Source organism: Algoriphagus halophilus (genome assembly GCF_041729275.1).
Lineage (GTDB): Bacteria > Bacteroidota > Bacteroidia > Cytophagales > Cyclobacteriaceae > Algoriphagus > Algoriphagus halophilus_A.
Genome location: NZ_CP146486.1, coordinates 2437604 through 2456825 on the forward strand (window position 1 = coordinate 2437604; position 19222 = coordinate 2456825).

16 protein-coding genes and 3 pseudogenes are annotated in these 19222 nt (G+C 38.7%); 8 read left to right on the forward strand and 11 right to left on the reverse strand.

The window, feature by feature from the left end; all coding sequences use genetic code 11:
- Positions 1-19: 19 nt before the first annotated feature.
- The 5 genes and pseudogenes from cysD to htpG all read right to left on the reverse strand — a co-directional run bounded on the left by cysD (position 20) and on the right by htpG (position 4534).
- Positions 20-918 (reverse strand): annotated as a pseudogene (gene cysD, locus V8V91_RS13110) (sulfate adenylyltransferase subunit CysD).
- 168 nt (positions 919-1086) lie between these two features.
- A pseudogene (locus tag V8V91_RS13115) lies at positions 1087-1772 on the reverse strand (phosphoadenylyl-sulfate reductase).
- Entirely contained in the window at positions 1765-2037 is a 273-nt protein-coding gene (locus V8V91_RS13120) for a DUF2061 domain-containing protein (protein ID WP_074225495.1), read from the reverse strand. The pseudogene V8V91_RS13115 and the gene V8V91_RS13120 overlap by 8 nt, the downstream one beginning before the upstream one ends.
- A 75-nt stretch (positions 2038-2112) precedes the next feature.
- The gene (locus V8V91_RS13125; RefSeq protein ID WP_373400485.1) at positions 2113-2529 is read right to left on the reverse strand and encodes an Rrf2 family transcriptional regulator; all 417 of its coding nucleotides are present in this window, start codon (positions 2527-2529) and stop codon (positions 2113-2115) included.
- A 118-nt stretch (positions 2530-2647) separates the two neighbouring features.
- Entirely contained in the window at positions 2648-4534 is a 1887-nt protein-coding gene (gene htpG / locus V8V91_RS13130) for a molecular chaperone HtpG (protein ID WP_373400486.1), read from the reverse strand.
- 175 nt (positions 4535-4709) lie between these two features.
- Here htpG and V8V91_RS13135 point away from each other — a divergent pair.
- From V8V91_RS13135 to ccsA (V8V91_RS13155), 5 genes and pseudogenes are all read left to right on the forward strand, one after another.
- A pseudogene (locus tag V8V91_RS13135) lies at positions 4710-5374 on the forward strand (heme exporter protein CcmB).
- Positions 5375-5552: 178 nt separating this feature from the next.
- Complete coding sequence (ccsA, locus tag V8V91_RS13140; protein ID WP_373400487.1) at positions 5553-6227, forward strand: cytochrome c biogenesis protein CcsA; 675 nt, start codon at positions 5553-5555, stop codon at positions 6225-6227.
- Between the two features lie 3 nt (positions 6228-6230).
- Entirely contained in the window at positions 6231-6473 is a 243-nt protein-coding gene (locus tag V8V91_RS13145) for a CcmD family protein (protein ID WP_373400488.1), read from the forward strand.
- Positions 6474-6485: 12 nt separating this feature from the next.
- Positions 6486-6902, forward strand: coding sequence for a cytochrome c maturation protein CcmE (locus V8V91_RS13150; protein WP_373400490.1), 417 nt, complete (start codon positions 6486-6488; stop codon positions 6900-6902).
- A gap of 25 nt (positions 6903-6927) precedes the next feature.
- Positions 6928-9447 (forward strand): cytochrome c biogenesis protein CcsA, encoded by a 2520-nt coding sequence (ccsA, locus tag V8V91_RS13155; RefSeq protein ID WP_373400491.1) that lies wholly within the window; start codon positions 6928-6930, stop codon positions 9445-9447.
- Between the two features lie 75 nt (positions 9448-9522).
- On the opposite strand, the gene V8V91_RS13160 is transcribed toward ccsA (V8V91_RS13155), so the two are convergent.
- Positions 9523-10551, reverse strand: coding sequence for a phenylalanine--tRNA ligase subunit alpha (locus V8V91_RS13160; protein WP_373400492.1), 1029 nt, complete (start codon positions 10549-10551; stop codon positions 9523-9525).
- Positions 10552-10748: 197 nt separating this feature from the next.
- Here V8V91_RS13160 and V8V91_RS13165 point away from each other — a divergent pair, with 197 nt between their 5' ends.
- Positions 10749-11315, forward strand: a complete 567-nt coding sequence (locus V8V91_RS13165) for a fasciclin domain-containing protein (RefSeq protein ID WP_373400493.1) — start codon at positions 10749-10751, stop codon at positions 11313-11315.
- Between the two features lie 167 nt (positions 11316-11482).
- On the opposite strand, the gene V8V91_RS13170 is transcribed toward V8V91_RS13165, so the two are convergent.
- Both V8V91_RS13170 and ytxJ read right to left on the reverse strand, forming a co-directional pair.
- The gene (locus V8V91_RS13170; protein WP_373400494.1) at positions 11483-14329 is read right to left on the reverse strand and encodes an outer membrane beta-barrel protein; all 2847 of its coding nucleotides are present in this window, start codon (positions 14327-14329) and stop codon (positions 11483-11485) included.
- A 131-nt stretch (positions 14330-14460) separates the two neighbouring features.
- Positions 14461-14802, reverse strand: coding sequence for a bacillithiol system redox-active protein YtxJ (ytxJ, locus tag V8V91_RS13175; protein ID WP_373400496.1), 342 nt, complete (start codon positions 14800-14802; stop codon positions 14461-14463).
- Between the two features lie 71 nt (positions 14803-14873).
- Here ytxJ and V8V91_RS13180 point away from each other — a divergent pair, with 71 nt between their 5' ends.
- On the forward strand, positions 14874-16271 hold the full coding sequence (locus V8V91_RS13180) for a DUF4403 family protein (RefSeq protein ID WP_373400497.1): 1398 nt from the start codon (positions 14874-14876) through the stop codon (positions 16269-16271).
- A 59-nt stretch (positions 16272-16330) separates the two neighbouring features.
- Here V8V91_RS13180 and V8V91_RS13185 read toward each other — a convergent pair whose 3' ends face one another.
- The 3 genes from V8V91_RS13185 to V8V91_RS13195 are packed head-to-tail and all read right to left on the reverse strand — an operon-like array spanning position 16331 to position 18719.
- Entirely contained in the window at positions 16331-16999 is a 669-nt protein-coding gene (locus tag V8V91_RS13185) for a PolC-type DNA polymerase III (RefSeq protein WP_373400498.1), read from the reverse strand.
- Entirely contained in the window at positions 16996-18267 is a 1272-nt protein-coding gene (locus V8V91_RS13190) for a DUF294 nucleotidyltransferase-like domain-containing protein (RefSeq protein ID WP_373400500.1), read from the reverse strand. The genes V8V91_RS13185 and V8V91_RS13190 overlap by 4 nt, the downstream gene beginning before the upstream one ends.
- On the reverse strand, positions 18261-18719 hold the full coding sequence (locus V8V91_RS13195) for a CBS domain-containing protein (protein ID WP_373400501.1): 459 nt from the start codon (positions 18717-18719) through the stop codon (positions 18261-18263). The genes V8V91_RS13190 and V8V91_RS13195 overlap by 7 nt, the downstream gene beginning before the upstream one ends.
- 326 nt (positions 18720-19045) lie before the next feature.
- On the opposite strand from V8V91_RS13195, the gene V8V91_RS13200 reads away from it, so the two are divergent.
- The gene (locus V8V91_RS13200) at positions 19046-19219 is read left to right on the forward strand and encodes a hypothetical protein (RefSeq protein ID WP_373400502.1); all 174 of its coding nucleotides are present in this window, start codon (positions 19046-19048) and stop codon (positions 19217-19219) included.
- Positions 19220-19222 lie beyond the last annotated feature (3 nt).

A 19222-nucleotide genomic window follows, 5' to 3' on the forward strand; every position in this document is an offset into this window, starting at 1 on the left:
TTTGAGACTTTATACTTTTTTAAAAGTATCCCACTTTCTTTCTGGTTTCCATCGCCGCTTCAGAGCGCTTATCGTCAATTCTTGCCCCACGTTCAGAAATGGTAGATGCTCTGATTTCTCCTACTACATCCTCTAATGAAACTGCTTCAGAAAGTACTGCTGCGGTACAGGTCATGTCCCCTACAGTTCTGAATCGCACCATTTTTACGGTTACTTCTTCATGTTCCTCTCTGTAGACATGCTCATTAGCAGTCCAGATCATTCCATCTCTAAAGAATACTTCCCGCTCATGGGCAAAGTAAATCGATGGAATTTCAATGTTTTCTGTTTTGATATACTCCCAAACATCCAATTCAGTCCAATTGGAAATTGGGAAACACCTAACATTTTGTCCTACATGAATTTTACCATTGAGCATATCAAAAAGCTCAGGACGTTGATTTTTCTCATCCCATTGACCGAAATCATCTCTGACAGAGAAAACCCGCTCTTTGGCCCTGGCTTTTTCCTCATCCCTTCTTGCTCCACCAATACATGCATCAAATTTGAATTCTTCGATCGCATCCAAAAGGGTGGTAGTTTGAAGGGAATTTCGGCTAGAATACCTGCCTCGTTCCTCTCTAACTTTTCCTTGATCGATGGAATCCTGAACATTTCTTACAATTAATTCCAGCCCTAGTTCTTCTACCAATTTGTCTCTAAACTCGATCGTCTCTGGGAAATTATGCCCCGTATCTACATGTAATAAAGGGAAAGGAATCTTTGCTGGATAAAATGCTTTTTGAGCAAGTCTAACTAATGTAATCGAGTCTTTTCCACCTGAAAAAGCAAAACCGGACGCTCAAACTGAGCTGCCACCTCACGAATGATGTGGATCGATTCTGCTTCTTTTGGATTAGGTATTAATAGGTTGTTCATAATATTTATGATTTACGAAGTACGATTTACGGGTTGAAACCATACATCAAACTTTATCTTCTTTTTGTCTTCGACTTCGCTCAGACCGACAAATTTGTTTCAGTCTTGGATCTTTTGTCTACTTAATTGTCTCTTGACTCTAAAATCTCACGTCTTAAATCTGATATTTCACTTGGCATGTAGCCCGCACTCTTTTTAGAATCTTCCCACCACCATCTACCAGCTCTGGCATCTTCACCTTCCATAATGGCTCTAGTACAAGGTGCGCACCCAATACTGATGAATCCTTTGTCATGTAGAGGATTATAAGGAATGCTCTTTTCAGAGATATAAGCTATCATCTCATCAAAAGTCCAATCCAATAAGGGATTGAATTTTAAGATCTGATTTCCCTCATCCCATTCTATTCGCTTCATATCAGATCTATTGGCAGACTGCTCTGCACGAAGTCCCGTCACCCAAACCTCATTTCCTGCCAATGCCCTTTTTAAAGGCTCCACTTTACGGACAAAGCAACAAGACTTTCTATTTTCTACAGACTCATAAAATCCATTGATCCCGATCTCGGAAACCAATTTTTCCACTGATTCGGTATTCGGGTAATACACCTTGATCTGTTGCTTGTACTTTGCCTCTGTCCTAGAAAGCAATTCCAAGGTTTCTGGGAATAATCTTCCAGTGTCCAAAGAAAATATAGAGATAGGCAAATGTGCATCGGCAATCAGCTGGGTAATCACCTGATCTTCCTGCCCCAAGGAGGTGGAGAAAGTTACTTTTCCCGGAAACAGATCAGCAATGAGTGCCAACCCTTCCTGTGCACTCAGTTGATTTAACTGAGCTTCCAGTTCATGCATATTCTTTTTGAGTGTCATCTTCTTTTGCTTTAGGTGCAGCTTCCCAAACTCGCTCGTGTAAATAGTATAAAATGATCTTAGAGAACACTTCCACAGAACCAATTGATATGGCCATTACAAATTGTCCGGTGACGAAATAGGAAATGATAATCGTATCAATCGTCCCTACAATTCTCCAAGAAATTGACTTGAGCAGACTCTTTGCATTGCTGTCTTTTCCAGACTTGTTGCTAAATAGTTTCTTAAGTGGTTGATCTAAAATCATATCAGGTTTATACGAGCGTAAAGCACAAAAGTATACAAACCCTATTTAATTTATAGGGTTTATGGTAAAAAAATTTTAACCTGTTTTTAAAATATCTTCTAATGTCTTGTTTTCCAGTATCTTAAGAGTTTCATCTCGAACCTGTATCATGACCTTATTAATCCCACAAAGTGCTTCATTTTTACATTCAGCACAGGGTTCATAGTAATTCAAACTCACACAAGGAAGTAATGCAATGGGACCATCTAGAAGCCTGATTACTTTTGATAGCGGAATATCCTTTGGCTCTTTAATCAAGTAATAGCCTCCACCTTTGCCTTTTTTGCTCCCAAGCATCCCAGCCTTTTTCAATTCCAGTAAAATATTTTCTAAAAACTTATGGGATATCCCATGTTCCTCCGCTATATCATGGATTAATACTGTTTTTTCATCTTTGTGCTTACCCAAGTAAGTCAAAGCATGTAGGGCATATTTGGTCTTTTTTGAAAGCATGGACAAAAATAAGTTATTTCGGGTAATACCCTAGTATGGAACTAGGCTTTTATAAATATGATAAAAAAACGGGCATGCAAGCACACCCGTTTAAAAATTCATATTAAAACTAGCTTATTTAAAGCAATTCCACACTTCTCTTGACGAAAGCAGTGAGATCTTTACCTGTCAATAAGCCTTGAGAAAGCTTCGCCAAATCAAAGGCTTGCTTGGCCAACTTGGTTTTCTCTTCTTCCGTTTCAGCTTTCAAGACCTTGTCTACCACCGGGTGGTTTCCGTTGATCGCTACTTTATAAGCATCAGGAAGTGAACCATAGAAGCCCATTCCTCCGCCACCAGTAGCAGCCATTTCCTTCATTCTGCGCATGAATTCCTCCATGGTGATCGTCACCGGAAGTTCCTCAGGACTCAAACCTTCCACTTCTACTGTATAGGTTTTATTACCAATCGCCTTTTCGAAGATTTCCTTCACTTCTTTGCTCTGCTCTTCAGTAAGCAAATTAGAATAAGTATCTTCTTTTTGGATCAATTTCTCCACCACATCAGAGTCCACTCGCTTCAAGGAAGTTTTTTCCAACTTAGATTCTAAGTTTTGGATAAAATGACTGTCTATTGGGGAATCCATCACCAATACATCATAATCCTTCTTATTGGCAGATTGGATAAAGCTATCTTGCTTTTCTACATCTGTAGCATACAAGACGATGGTTTGCTCATTTTTATCGGTTTGGATAGTCTTTACTTTGGATTGGTATTCTTCTAAAGTAAAGTACTCACCCTTGGTATTTTTAAGCAAGGCAAAGTCTTTTCCTTTTTCATAGAACTTGTCTTCGGAAATCATTCCGTATTTCACGAACAAGCCGATATCATCCCACTTCTCCTCATAAGCTTTTCTGTCTTTCTTGAAAAGCTCAGCCAACTTGTCAGCCACTTTCTTAGTAATGTAAGAGTTGATCTTCTTTACATTTCCGTCGGCCTGCAAGAAGCTTCTAGACACGTTTAAAGGAATATCCGGAGAATCAATCACCCCATGTAGCAACATTAAGAATTCAGGAACGATATCCTTCACTTCGTCCGTAATGAATACCTGGCGAGAGAATAGCTTGATCTTATTTCTCTGAAGCTCAAATTCATTTTTCACTTTTGGGAAATAGAGCACTCCAGTCAAATTGAATGGGTAATCCACATTCAAATGAATCCAGAAAAGAGGATCCTCAGACATTGGATACAGCTCTTTGTAGAACTTCAAATAATCCTCGTCTGTCAAATCACTTGGAGACTTGGTCCAGATTGGCTCAGTAGTATTGATGATATTATCAACTTCAACTGATTTCCATTTCTTTTCTCCTTTGTCATCTACTCCATCTTCAACAGATTCGTTCTTGGTACCAAACTTAATCGGCACAGGAAGGAATTTCGCATATTTATCAAGGATACCTTGAAGCTTCCATTTATCCAAGAATTCTTCAGAATCCTTGTTGATATGAAGAATGACGTCAGTTCCTCTTTCTTTTCTCTTTCCTTTGGAAATTTCAAAAGAAGTTGAACCATCACAAGTCCATTTTGCAGCCTCAGCACCTTCTTGGTAAGAAAGAGTGTTGATCTCCACTTTATCAGCAACCATGAAAGCAGAGTAGAAACCTAAACCAAATTTACCGATGATCTCATTGGCATCTTTGGCATCTTTAAATTTCTCCACAAACTCTTCTGCTCCGGAGAAGGCCACTTGGTTGATGTACTTTTTAATTTCCTCAGCGGTCATCCCTAGACCACGGTCTGAAATGGTAATAGTCTTCTTCTTTTCGTCAAACTTTACCTCTACGGTCGTGTCACCTAGTTCTCCTGAATACTGACCTAATGTCGCTAATCGTTTGATTTTTTGAGTCGCATCCACTGCGTTCGAAACGAGTTCACGAAGAAAAATCTCATTGTCAGAATAGAGAAACTTCTTGATAATTGGGAAAATATTCTCGGTATGAATCGAGATGGTGCCTTTTTCCTGCATGGCTATAAATTTGTTTAGTTAAACACAATGTTTTTCGGGCTCAGGATTGCAACAGTTGTTCCAGTTGAAAAAAAGTGACAAGATGACAGAGATTAAAATCAGAAATTTAAAATTAGAAGTTTGAAAAATCTTGTCATATGTATTCCGAATCTAACTTCTGACTTATCTTTGGCCGATGTTAAAAGAAATCTCCATTTTAATCCAAAAAGAACTGACTCTTGAATGGCGCCAGAAATACGCATTAAATGGAATTCTTTTGTATGTAGTTTCAGCGGTGTTTATCACCTACCTCAGTGTAGGAGCAAAGCAAGGAAATATTTCAGCTCCAACCTGGAATGCACTTTATTGGATTATCATTCTTTTTTCTGCGGTGAATGCTGTGGCCAAAAGTTTTGTACAGGAACACCAAGGGAGGCAGCTTTATTACTACATGATCGCCTCACCTGAATCTATCATTTTATCCAAAATTATCTATAATACAGGGCTAACCTTAGTATTGGCACTTTTGGGATATGGGGTGTTTTCTGTAATTCTAGGGAATCAAGTCCTAGACCAAGGTTTATTTATTCTAAATTTAATTTTAGGAGCCATGGGTTTTTCAGCTAGCTTGACCATGGTGAGTGGAATCGCTTCCAAAGCGGGAAATAATGCGACTTTAATGGCCATATTGAGCTTTCCAGTCATCATCCCTATTCTTTTGATGGCAATCCGGATTTCAAAAATGCCATGGACGGATTGGACTGGAGCGTCAGTGCGGATAAAATCATTTCCCTTTTTGCCATCAACGCCATCGTGGCGGCAGCAGCCTATATATTATTTCCTTATTTGTGGAGGTCCTGATCAATGGAATCTACAAATAGAATTATCTGACATTCATCCAAAAATATAAAGTCAAGCTTTAAGTGTGATTTCTATTTAAGTTTTACGAAATGATCTCCCATTTCAAAAGACTTTAGAAAAAGCAGCGAAATCAGGAACTTATGACTTATTTTTGCGCTTGAATTAGCAAAAATACCCTATGCGCCAAAGTTGGTGGAAAATCCTTACCATCGCCCTGCTGCTATATACCTTGACTGCAGGTTTGCTGATGGATGTACCACGTCTCCCGATTCTAAACGAAACGATCAGAGCATTGCATTTCCATGTGACCATGTGGTTTGGAATGATCTTGATGCTAATAGTTTCCGTTTTCTACAGTATCAAATACCTTCGAACCAATGATATCAAGAATGATGACATGGCCATTGAATTTGCAGGAGCTGCCATTTTATTCGGAGTATTGGGAATCGTAACCGGCATGCTTTGGGCCAAATTTACTTGGGGAGACTATTGGAGTGGAGACCCAAAACAAAACGCGGCAGCCATCGGCATTCTGATGTACTTTGCCTATTTGATTTTGCGCAATTCTCTTACCGATACTCAACAAAGAGCGAGGATAGGAGCCATTTACAACATCTTTGCTTTTGCCGCATTTATTCCATTAATATTTGTGCTTCCAAGGTTGACAGATAGTCTTCACCCGGGCAATGGTGGAAACCCAGGTTTTAATGCCTATGACCTGGACTCTAAACTTCGAATGGTTTTTTATCCTGCTATCATAGGTTGGACGCTTTTAGGCAGCTGGATTGCAACTGTTCGCGTGAGAATGCGTAGGGTGGAAAGGGTACTTGAAGACCGAATGATTAATTCCTGATAAATGAAAAAATTACTGATTATAGCTTTAATGATTTTCTCATTTGGTGCCATGGCCCAAGAGAAGATTCCTGTAACTGAATCTGATTACACTAATAATACTGTAGATATGGCTGATGCCATGAGAGCAGATGGGAAGATTTATGTCTTGGTAGGTGTAATTATATTAATCTTCGCAGGAATTACAATTTACTTGATCAGCACAGATCGTAAGATCAGCAGACTAGAAAAAAATATTCAATCCTAACATTCAGAAATCATGAAAAAGGGACATTTAATAGGAATTGGAATTATTGCCATTGCCATTGTCATCATTATGACTTCTATCGGTGATGCCAGTAGTTATGAAAGTTTCAACACTGCTTTGGAGATGAAGCAAGATGGAAATGACAAACCGATTCACGTAGTAGGACAATTGAAGAAAGACCAAACGGGAGCTGTTACTGGTTTGAATATTAGAGAAGATAAAACCTCATTTACTTTTGTGTTGGTGGATAATGACGGCACTGAGCAGGAAGTCTTTTACAACGAGCCTGTTCCAGCAGATTTCACCCGATCTGAATCGGTGGTTGTGATTGGACAATACAAAACTGATGATATTTTCATTGCAGATAAAATCCTGATGAAATGCCCATCCAAATATCAGGAAACAGATGTACAGGCAGCGGGAATGTGAGAAGCGTAGCTAGAATAAAAACCCCATGATCAATACCTTTATCGGAAATCTTGGCCACATGATGACCATCGTGGCCTTTGTTAGTGCATTGGTTACGGCCTATGCATACATTCAATATTTCCGTGCAAACGAACTAGAAAAAGATAGCTGGAGAAAATTCAGTAGGATAAGTTCCTTAATCCATGGTGTATCAGCAACCTTGATTGCAGTTTCACTTTTTGAAATTATTTATAACCACCGGTTTGAATATTTCTACGCCTATTCTCACAGTTCGAAAGCCTTACCAGTCCATTATATGATCTCCAGTTTCTGGGAAGGTCAAGAAGGAGCTTTTATCCTTTGGATCTTCTGGAACGTGATACTAGGAGCAGTTTTAATCAAGACCAATAAGTTTTGGGAAGCTCCTGTGATGGTGGTATTTGCCTTGGTCCAAGCATTTTTGGTTTCCATGATTTTGGGAGTGGTCATTGGGGATTTAAAAATAGGGAGTTCACCCTTCATTCTACTTAGGGATGCCACTCAAGCGCCTATATTCCATGTAAACCCAGACTTCGTACCGGAAGATGGAACTGGCCTTAACCCATTACTTCAAAACATTTGGATGGTCATCCATCCACCTACCCTTTTCTTAGGGTATGCATCCACCCTTGTCCCGTTCGCTTTTTTGATGGGAGGGTTGGTGATGAAAAGATATTCAGAATGGATTCGTCCTGCTTTGCCGTGGGCTATTTTCTCTGCCATGATCCTAGGAATGGGAATCATTATGGGAGCCTATTGGGCTTATGTAACGCTTAACTTTGGCGGTTATTGGAACTGGGATCCTGTAGAAAATGCGGTATACGTTCCCTGGCTGATCTTAGTGGCAGCCATTCACACCATGATCACTTTCAAGAAAAGTGCTACCGCATTGAAGACTTCTATCATATTGGTGATATCCACCTTTATATTGGTGTTGTATGCTACATTCTTGGTGAGATCTGGAGTTTTGGGAGATGCTTCGGTACACTCTTTCACGGATCTTGGTTTATCAGGTCAGCTTTTGATCTACATGCTGTTCTTTTTGGTAGTGGCCATTGTTCTTTCTGCAAGAGCATGGAAACATATCCCAAGTTCAGAAAAAGAAGCTTCTGTATACTCTCGAGAATTTTGGGTATTCATTGGAGCAACCACTTTAGCATTAATGGCTTTCCAGGTAATCTTACCTACCTCTATACCTGTTTGGAATACCTTGGTAGAAAGCTTTGGTGGAATTTCCAATATGGCACCTCCTGCTGACCAAATTGAATTCTACACGAAGTTCCAATTATGGTTTGCAGTAGCATTGTCACTTTTAACTGCAGTAGGACAATTCTTCTGGTGGCAAAAAATGGACAAACAGAAATTGAAAGAAACATTGGTGACGCCTTATATCGTTTCCGTATTAATTTCTGCAGTGATCATTGTATTGGCCAAAGTTTACGACTGGAAATACATTATTATTATTCTGGCTGGCACCTTTACAATCGTAGCCAACTCCGTGATTTTGGCTAAGATTCTCAAGAAATCCACTTTCAAGCTAGCAGGTGGATCTCTAGCACACATTGGCTTAGGAATGGTTTTGATTGGTATCATGTTTAGCTCTGGTTACTCAGATGTTATCTCCATCAACATGTCAGGACTAACTTATAGCAACAGCTGGGAAGACGAATTGAATAAGGAGCATGTATTGCTTTGGATCAATAAACCTACTCAGATGAAAGACTATACAGTCACGTATAGAGGCCGACAAAAGAAAGTGGTAGGAGTTCCTGAATACGTTCCTGCAAAAATTCTGGAAACTACCGGTTTGGTCAACAAATCCATCGCATTGGAATCCTACAAGGACTATTTCCAAAAAGGGGATACCGTTAATTTGGTATTGGAAGAAAATGATTACTTTAAAATCGACTATTACCAAAACAATACCCTACAATTTTCCCTGAACCCTATGTCTCAATTCAATGCAGGCATGGGAGGTTTGATCTCTTCTCCAGATTCTAAGATTTATTTAGATAAGGATCTTTATACCTATGTAGCAGCCATGAATGACTACGAAGATCCTGACTGGAAAGAGGATGAAATCTATGAAGTAGCTCCTGGAGAGCAGTTCCACGTAGCTGATTTCGTTACTTATTTTGATGGTGCGGAGGTATTGCAGGAACTAGATGACTATGTCTTACAAGAAGGAGATGTCGCTGTGAAAGCCAAACTTAGAATATTGGATTATGATGTAGAAAAAGTATTGGAGCCTACTTTCATCATTAGAAACAGTCAAGTTGGCAAAATCCCAGTAGTAGATTCTGAATTAGGAATTAAGATTTCTTTGGAGAACATTCTTCCAGAGGAGAATAAATTTGTCTTTAAGGTCAATCAATACCAGAAAGATTATGTGGTTATGAAAGCCATTGTAAAACCGTATATCAATGTGTTATGGATCGGAACCATCATTATGTTGACAGGCTTTACCGTAGCCATTTTCAGAAGGTTCGATGAATTCAAGAAAATGAGGGATAAAGGTTTGGAGTAACCCTAAAATAAATACTAACAAAAAAAAAAGCCCGAATAATTCGGGCTTTTCTGCTATCTAACATATCCTTTACACTTAAAGCAAAGGAGTAAATTGTTTCAAGAACCTGACATCGTTTTCTGTGAATAAACGAAGATCTTTGATTTGATATTTCAACATGGCAATTCGCTCAATTCCCATACCAAAGGCAAAGCCTGTATATTTCTTCGAATCGATTCCACAGTTTTCCAGCACATTAGGATCTACCATTCCAGAACCTCCAATTTCAACCCAGCCAGTTCCTTTACAAACATTACAACCTGATCCTCCACAGATCAAACAAGTAATATCAATCTCGGCACTAGGCTCTGTAAAAGGGAAATATGAAGGTCTAAAACGTACTTTAGTGCCTTTGCCAAACATCTCTTTAGCAAAGTGGTAAACAGTGTTTTTCAAGTCAGCAAAGCCCACATTCTCGTCCACATAAAGCCCTTCTACTTGATGGAAGATACAATGTGCTCGTGCAGAGATTGCTTCATTTCTATACACTCTACCAGGGGAAAGAGTTCTGATAGGTGGTTGTTGGTTTTCCATTACACGCACCTGTACCGACGAAGTATGCGTTCTGAGGGCGATGTCTGGATTTTTCTCAATGAAGAAAGTGTCCTGCATTTCACGCGCAGGGTGATTTTCAGGAAAATTCAAGGCAGTGAAATTATGCCAATCATCTTCTATCTCTGGCCCTTCTGAAAGGTTGAAACCTATTCTTTCAAAAATTTCAATTATACGTTGTCTGGTAGCCGTAAGAGGATGAATTCCTCCCAGACCTTGATTGGAAGGAGGCAAAGTCAAATCAATATCAGCAGACTTAGATTTTTTATTTGCTTCGCTTACCTTTTCGATCAGCTCTTTAAACTTAGTTTCAGCCAGCAGCTTTACTCCATTAACCAATTGCCCGTAAGCACGCTTTTCTTCATTGGGAACCTTTCCCATTCCTGCAAAAAGCTCTCCCACCACAGACTTTTTGGAGATATACTCCATTCTGTAGGATTCCAACTCCTCTGGGGTATTCGCATCAGCGGCTGCAATGGCTGCTTTGATCGCTTCAATTTTTTCCTGATACATGCTTTGCAATTTTATCAAGCCACAAAGCTAAGGGTTTTAGGATTTTTTGGACAAAAAATCAGGAGGGATTGCAAGCATTTCATGATAGTCGGGTCAAGATTCTAAAATAGTTTGAATCTCTTGCGATCCAGTTGGTATAGCAACCGCGTATTTCCTTTCAAATACAAAAACTAAGAATCATCAAAATCTAAAAAATCATGAACATTCAAAAATTCTTCAAATTGGCATTTGCTGCCTTTATTTTTCTATCTGCAAACTCAGCTTTTGCTCAAATGGAAAAAACGGTCCTAGTCGGAGGAGCAGAAATGTATCCCTCTAAAAACATTGTAGAAAATGCGGTCAACTCCATGGATCATACCACCTTGGTAGCAGCTGTAAAAGCCGCTGGTTTGGTAGAAACTTTACAAGGAGCTGGTCCCTTTACGGTGTTTGCACCAGACAACATGGCTTTCGAAAAATTACCAGCTGGAACAGTTGAAACCTTATTAAAACCTGAAAATAAAGCTCAGCTTCAAGCCGTATTGACCTACCATGTGGTATCAGGTAAAATGGGGTCAAAAGATATTGCCACTGCGATCAAAAAAGGAAATGGGAAAGCTACTTTCACCACGGTGCAAGGAGGTAAATTAACCGCATGGATGAAGGGAAAAGATCTGTATATCACTGATGAAAATGGCGGTCAATCAAAAGTAACCATTGCTGATGTATGGCAGAAAAACGGCGTCATTCACTCTGTGGACACAGTAGTACTTCCAAAAATGTAACACTATTGCTACCGAATCAAAAACCGACTTCCTCTAGGAAGTCGGTTTTTTTAAGTTCAATTCATCCGGGAGCTGAAAAAGAGTAATTCTGGGATCTTTACCTGTAGTCAAAGCTTAGAATTCCTTGGTCTATTCATTCTTAGAATTATTAAATCAAAATTAAGTTTTTACCAAGTTCTACTACCGCCAGGTCTTCTCCGCTCCCAAGGGTTGTCTGAAGGCTCCGGCTGCTTGAAATTCCCTATGATATAAGTGAATGTCAGCATTCCATATCTAGTAAGTACATTGGTATAAACATCAGTTACTGAAACGTCAGAAATGGTTCTTTGAATGCTGTTATTCTGATTCAACAAATCAAAAACTACCACTTTTAACTCTGCCTTGTTATTCTTGCCAAATCGATAGCCTCCTTCAATATTCCAAAGCCAGAACGATTGATCAAACCCTTCAGACAAACCACTGTATAAGCTATGATTGATATTATTTCCAATAAATAACTTTCCTCCGTTTGGAGAATAATACAATCTCAGATTGGACTCTTGTACATAGTAATTATTATCCTGTGTAGTTTGAAGGCTGGAATTGACAATATTATAATTACCTGTCGTACTCAAGGTGAAATCTACATTCTCACTGATGTTCGAGGTAAAAGTGATCCCTTGCCTTAAAGACAGGTTATCATTAAGGTTTGTTTCCCCATTGATCAACCCTGGAATTCTATTGAAATTCACCCGCGTATTCATATTAAATTGAGTCTTGATTCCTTTTATAGGAGTTCCATAAGTGAAGAAGAAAGTGGTTCTAAAGTTTCCATCCAAGTTGGTCGGCTGGGTAATTTGCCCTCCTGGCCTCAATAATATTTCTCCATTAATCAAGGTGTCTTGTGCTGTCAAAAAGGTGCTAGAACCTATATAATTCTTCGTTCCTGAGTAGTTAAAAAACATAAACATGGTATGGTTCTTCTCCATATTTATTTTGCTCATGTTGATGAAAATATTGTGATTGTAGCTTTGTCCCAGATTTGGATTTCCAACACTCAAATTCAATGGGTTTTGATTGTTTACCACATTTTGAAGTTGGGATACATTTGGTTCGTCGGTATTGGTTCTATACCTCATCCGATAAGAAATTCCAGTCTCTCGATTTCTATAGCTCAAACTTGCACCCGGCAAAATGTTATTGAAGTTTCTATTGAACACTCCTGGTTCTGGAAAAAACGCCTCATTATCTAATTTCGCATTTTGATAATCTAAGTTGAAGTTTAAGTTTAACCCATTGTTATTATAAGCATATCCAGAACGTACTCGTTGAGTTATAAACTTATTGTCAAACTCATTACTCAAGGCAGTATCCAAGAGATAAATTCCCTGTTCTGCTCCCAGCACATATGTCTTTTGATCTGAATTGGATTTATTATTTCCAACTTGATAACCAATAGTACCTATAGACTTTTCTCCCAAAGGTTCAGTCAAAGTAGCGTTGACCCTATAATTAAACCCTTTTGACAGGTTATAAGTCTCCTGCAGTGTAGTATCTAAAACATCTCTATTATAATCTATGCTGGCAGCAAGCAAATCGGAAATTTGATCTCGGTTGGACCAGGTGGTATTGATATCAGTGGAAAAAGTCCTCCCTTTTTTATCAAATTTATAACGATAGGTAATGTTGTTAGAAATGTTGTAGGACTTATTCTCCGCATTGGTGATCGATCTTAAAGCACTTAGAGAATCCCCTGTACTTGCGGTGGTCAAAGCATCCCTGTCACTGAAACTAGTACTGTTTTGAATGGATACATTGGGGGTCACTATAAAGGAATTCTTTTCATTTAAATCGGCCTCCAATCTTCCGCTAAATCGATGATTATAATTGTCTGTAGTACTAATCAGATTTTCCTGATAATACTGGGTCAAAGTTTCATTGACAACCGTCTCACGATTGGTGATTTCCTGTAAATTATTGGCCGAGTTATTGAAAAAATAGCTACCTGTGAAATTCACTTTTTGTCCCCATTTATCAGAGTAATTGAGGCCTATTGAATTAGTAGTGTTAATCCCGCTATTGTTCCCTGCATTGAAATTATTATTTCCACCTCCAAAACCTCCACGGCCTCTACCTCTGCCTCCACCGGAACTATTAGCATTCACTCCTGCCAAATCCTGACTTGAAAAGTTTTGTTGATTGATATTATTCGCCAATCCTAAAATGGAAATTCTTCGGTCTCCACTAAACAAGTTCAAACTTCCTCCGGCAGAATATCGATCATCCGTTCCATACCCTCCATATACACGTCCAAATTGACCATTTTTCCGATCTTCTCTTAAAATGATGTTGATCGTTTTGGTATAGGAACCATCATCGAATCCTGTCAACCTACTTTGATCAGATCTTTGGTCTAATACCTCTACTCGATCAATAGCATCTGCAGGAAGATTTCTTAAGGCAATATTTGGATCAGAACCGAAAAATTCCCTTCCATCCACCAAAATCTTTTGAACAGTTTCCCCTTGGGCCTGCACTTCGCCATTTTGAATGGTGACCCCTGGAAGTTTTCTAATCAGATCTTCCGCTTGGGCATTTTGTTGCGTTTTGAATGCTGAGGCATTAAAAGAGGTGGTATCTCCTCTCATTTCCCCAACTGGAGACTGTCCTTCAATCACTACCTCTCCCAAAGTTTGGGTATCTTCATTTAAAACCAAGGTTCCTAGATCTGCCGGTTCACGAAAGCTATGAGTCTTGGAAATCGTTTCATAGCCAATGAATTTTATTTCAATTTTTACTTGAGGAATCATCGGTCTATTCAATTCGAATTTCCCTTGGGCATCTGTAACGCCTCCCACTAACAAAGAATCCGTAACAGTCTTAATTAAAACATTGGCTCCATTCATTGGAGTTTTCGTGGTTCCGTCCATGACGGTACCTGTAAGTTTTATTTGAGGTCTTTGACCCTGAGGCCGTTGCCCATACACATTAAAAACTAGTAGCAGGCAAAAAATCAGTAAAAGGTATCTATACATGTTTCCCATAGTTGCGCAAATATCTGACTCTTTGACCCTAGAAAAGTGCCAAAGGTTTAGTGCTCAACTAAAGAAAAATTAGAATGGAATATCGGGAGGATAAATGGCTAAAATATGATTTAAAAGATGAATTATTTTTTCACCACTTCCATGATTTCAGGATAGGATATTCCAAAATGGCTATTGTCATAAACTGCCACTCCGTCTTTTAATACAATTACCTGTGGAGATTGATGAGGAATACCAAATTCCTTGCTTACCTGATTAGACAACTCTCTGTTCTCAATGATGTCCAAGTGGTAAGGAATAACCGATTTATGATCGTCCTCCTTCCAATTTCGAAGTAGTCGATCCAAAGACATACTGCTTAGCGAGCAGCGGGTGCTATGTTTAAATATCATTACCGGAACATCCTCACTTAAAACTTTGATGTCCTCTATTTGACCCAATTGTGTTAATTTATTCCAATTCATTTTCTATCCTTTAATAAAGGGTAATATTTTTGGGGAAGATAAAGTTCCCTGATTAACCAAGGAATTTACAAATGAAATTAAAATCCAAGTTTGATTTAGTCAAATCATCTATACTATTCGTTTTTGCAATCGCTAGCTTCGCTTCTTGCAAAACTTTTAATCCGCATTTAAACCCTGAGCCAGAAATTGCTCCTCCGGCATTTTCCTCAGTCAATGTACCTGTGCAAATCCCAAAGAAAACCTTGGATAAAATATTTAATCAGGCCATCCCCCAGGTATTGGTGGATGATGAATCGATCGGCTCTGGAAATTTTGAAGGAAACTTATTACTGACAAGAAACGGAAGTCCTTCCTATACCGCTTTGGACAGCCAGCGAATTCAATTAACCCTTCCTTTAAAACTTCAGGGAGAGATTGGGTTAAAAAGAGGTGGTCTAGGTAGTTTTATTCAATCCAAAATCCCTTTAGACGAAACCCTTTCCCCGATTTTTATCCTAAACCCCACGATCAACCCGGATTGGAGCATTTCAATAACTGACTTTGAACTGGTTGACTTAGGAGGAAAATTAGCTTTATCAGTATTAGGAATGGAAGTGGATCTTTCAGGGCTTTTAGAGAAGGAGATCAATCGCTGGGGAGAACAAAACTTAAACTCCTCCAAATCCATCGTTAGTTTGAAGACTTTTATTGATCTAGCATGGAATCAAGTGGGAAGGCCTTTTACGATCAATTGGGAAGGAGATGCTTCTACATTTTCTATTCAGCCTGATTCTGTTAAGCTTCAAGAATTCTTTGATCAAGAGGATCAATTAAATGTTTGGCTAGGTTTGAACGGAAAGGTAAATAACCATCCTGTTAATGCCGCACCAAGCCGTGCATTCCCTCTACCCAAACTTATCCCAAACTCTGATTCTGAAAATCATTTGGAAATTACTCTACCTTGGGTCCTTGATTATGAAAAATTAAATCAACTACTGGGAGAAAACCTGAATGATCGCCCAATTCGGATAGATAAAAAGACCATACTCACCCCTGACAATATTCAAAGCGAATCCTTTGGAGATCTTTTGAAAATAACCATGGATTTTATGGCAGAACAAACCAATGGAAAAAGCTTAGATGGAAAGCTCTACATTATCGGGAAACCAGCATATGATGCCGAAAATCAAAATCTTTATTTCACGGATATCAATTTTAAAATGGAAAGTGGCAACCTAGGAGCCCAGACAAGTATTGGTCTCAAAAAAAGAAAGATCATCCGAAATATTGAAAAAAGAGCTGTCTTTCCAATTGGCGACTATTTGGATGAAGGAATGTTAAGCATTCAGGACAGATTGGCTTTGAAGACGGGAATTGCTGATTTGCAAATAATTGATTTAGTAATCAGTCCAGAAGATTTCTATCCTACCAAAAATGGGTTAACGGTGCACATGAAGGCACGGGGCAAAGTGAATTTTGATTGGAAATAAAAATAAAGCAAAAAACATCATACGTAATGACTCACATACAGTCCCTAATCTGGGTTCGATTATTTTTTTAACTGTCCCCAATTATTTATGCCTTTCTTGCTAGCAAGTTTCAAGAGCTTCAAAAATAAATTAGCTGTCAAAAAAGCGTCTCCTCCAGCCGTATGTCTATCATCTGTTTCGATTTTAAATCGTTTGCAAAGTGAGTCTAGCGTGTAGTCCTGAAAGTTTAACCTACTAGGATCCACCATTAAGCCATGGTCTAATCGAATTGCCAAATCTCTGGTATCAATACTTGAGTTTGGGAAATCAACCAGCCCAAAAGGTCTTAGCGCTTTTTCTAACATTGCTAAATCAAAATTGATGGAATGGCCTATAATCACATGATTACCTAAGTAAGACAAGAGTTGAATAGCAAATGATTCCAAGGAGATCTCCTCTTCATTTTTTAGTAAACCATGTACTGGTATGGAGTCTTTTCCCGTTTTGGAAGAAGCTAAATACCATTCAACTGCTGTGGAAATATGGATTTTTTGCTCTTGTATTTTTACAGCGCCAAAGGACAATATATGATCTTTGGAAAGGTCAAGCCCAGTGGTTTCTGTATCCAAAACCACAAAAGATAACTCATCGAATTGCCTAATTTCGGGAATAGTACTTTTAAACTCCTTCAGAAAATCTTTGACAAAGGACTTTGGAGAAATCTTTTTCTTGAACAACGACCAACTCATTTCGAAAAGTAGTCTAATTGAAACCTTACTTTCACTAATTCCTGAAGCTCCAGTAGCGGAGTAAATGTATTCTTCAATAGTTGCTTATGAAGCTTTCCAAGACTCTCAGGATCTATAAATCTCCCACTATTCTCATGATGAAGTCCTTCCAAAGCTCTCATTCGCATAAGTATTTCATAGGCTTTACCTGCCTGAATAAATAATTCTTGATTGACTGGCTCTAATTCAGCAAGCTTTTCAAAACGCTTAAACGTATTGTTAATCCCAACTACTCCATGACTTAAAACTAACAACCTCGCTAGGTCAGCCAAAGGCATCATCGCCCTGGCTTTAATATCAAATTGGTCTCTATGTTCCCCGGATCTCTCCACCATAAATCCTCTGAAAAACCCTAAAGGTGCGGGTTTCAAATAAGCGTTTTTAGCCAGAAAATTTAGGAAAAAATGCTTCTTCCTAACTTCTTCATAAATATGATCTGTCAATTGATCAGCCAGAAAATTTGTCCCGCCAATTGCCCTGTAATCAAAAAATATGGTAGAGTTTAATAAAGCTTCTTCCGTGGGCCTGAGTATCCATTCAGAAAAATAATCTTTCCATGTACTAATTGGCTGAACCCATTTGGAATTACTTGCCATAATATTTCCTGGACAGGGGGATATTCCACAGTGGATTAATACCTCCACCATTTCAACCCCTATTTTCAGAAAAAATTCAGCAGCTTTATCTTGGAGTTCCTGTGGGACATCTTCATAAATTATCGCATTATCCTGATCTGTCCGTAATAACTGCTCTTCTCTTCCTTCGCTACCCAATGACAAAAAACAGAATTTGATTCCTTCCATTTCAGGGTATTCTCTACGATATTTCGTAAGCGCAATGATTCTTGCCTGACTGATAATTACATCATTGATTTCAGTCATGACTGATGCTACAAAATCCATTGCCACTTCATTTTCTAAATAATAACGAAGCATTTGCTCGGCTCTAAGTCGAATACTTTTCATCTCATCAAGATCCATGGTGTTGAGCAGGGCATGAATCAAAATAGCGGGGCTATTTCCCATGGATAATAGCACATCATGATCAGAAATTATTCCAGTTACCGGACTTTGAGAAGTTCCGTCTTTTGTAAGCACCAAATGGTGAAGTCTATTCTTGATCATACACAAATAGAGGTCTGAAAAAGACGCGTCACTTTTGCGGACAATCAATTCTTCACTCATTATTTCAGAAACCGGAGCATCCAGTGATAATCCTCCTGCTACCACTTTTTTCTAAGGTCCTTATCAGTAATGATTCCAAGTGGATACTTGTGCTCATTCACCACAACGATACTGCTTACTTCTTCAAAACTCATTTGTTGGGCCGCTTCCTGAATGGAGAGATCTTTCAACCCAGTTAACACGTTTTCTGAAATCTTGATGACTGAAGGATCTGAAAAAATCAATAAGGAGTGGTCATTCGATTCATTTCTAAAAACTCCCCTGGCTTTTTGTCCTTGCGATAAATCTTGCCGGACGACCACCTGACCACTTGCAAATCCTGCTGCAAAATAGAGTGCTACTTTACTATTCTGCTCTAGAATCAACTCAAAGATGGATACTGGAACAAAGTAAACGATCGTTTCTTCTGCTACAATTGCATTCAACACATATGGCCTTTTACCCATAAGGGCTAAAACTCCAAATACATCACCTTGGTCACAATACTCTTTAACCAACTCACCAGATGTCTGATTCTCTGTCAGTTTGACAGATCCTTCCCGAATAATAAAAAATGAGATTGGGCTGGTTCACCTTGGGAGAATAAGCGTTCACCTTCCTCAAAATACTTGATAGAGACCTGCTGTGCTACGTTCTCCAAATCATCTTTGCTCAAAAATTAAACGGAGGATACGTTTTTAAGAACTCTGCTACCCGATTGACAATTACATTAGACATGCTTGGAACATTGAATTTCGAATAAATTGGCCATGGACGAGTGTCAAGCTGACAATCAATCGAATATGGAATAAAAATTGGTAATTTAATTTAAACCTTAAACCACATGAGGCTATTTAAGCAAATTTTTAGACCATTACGTAGAATAGTTTGGGCATTGATCGTTGCCTTCATGGTCGGGGTTCATAATTTTTATAAACAAGAAATGGACTCTCCTGATACTATCTTTTCTCAAATTGAAATAGATGCAGAGGAGGAAGATTCTTCCCCAAAGAATTAAAAA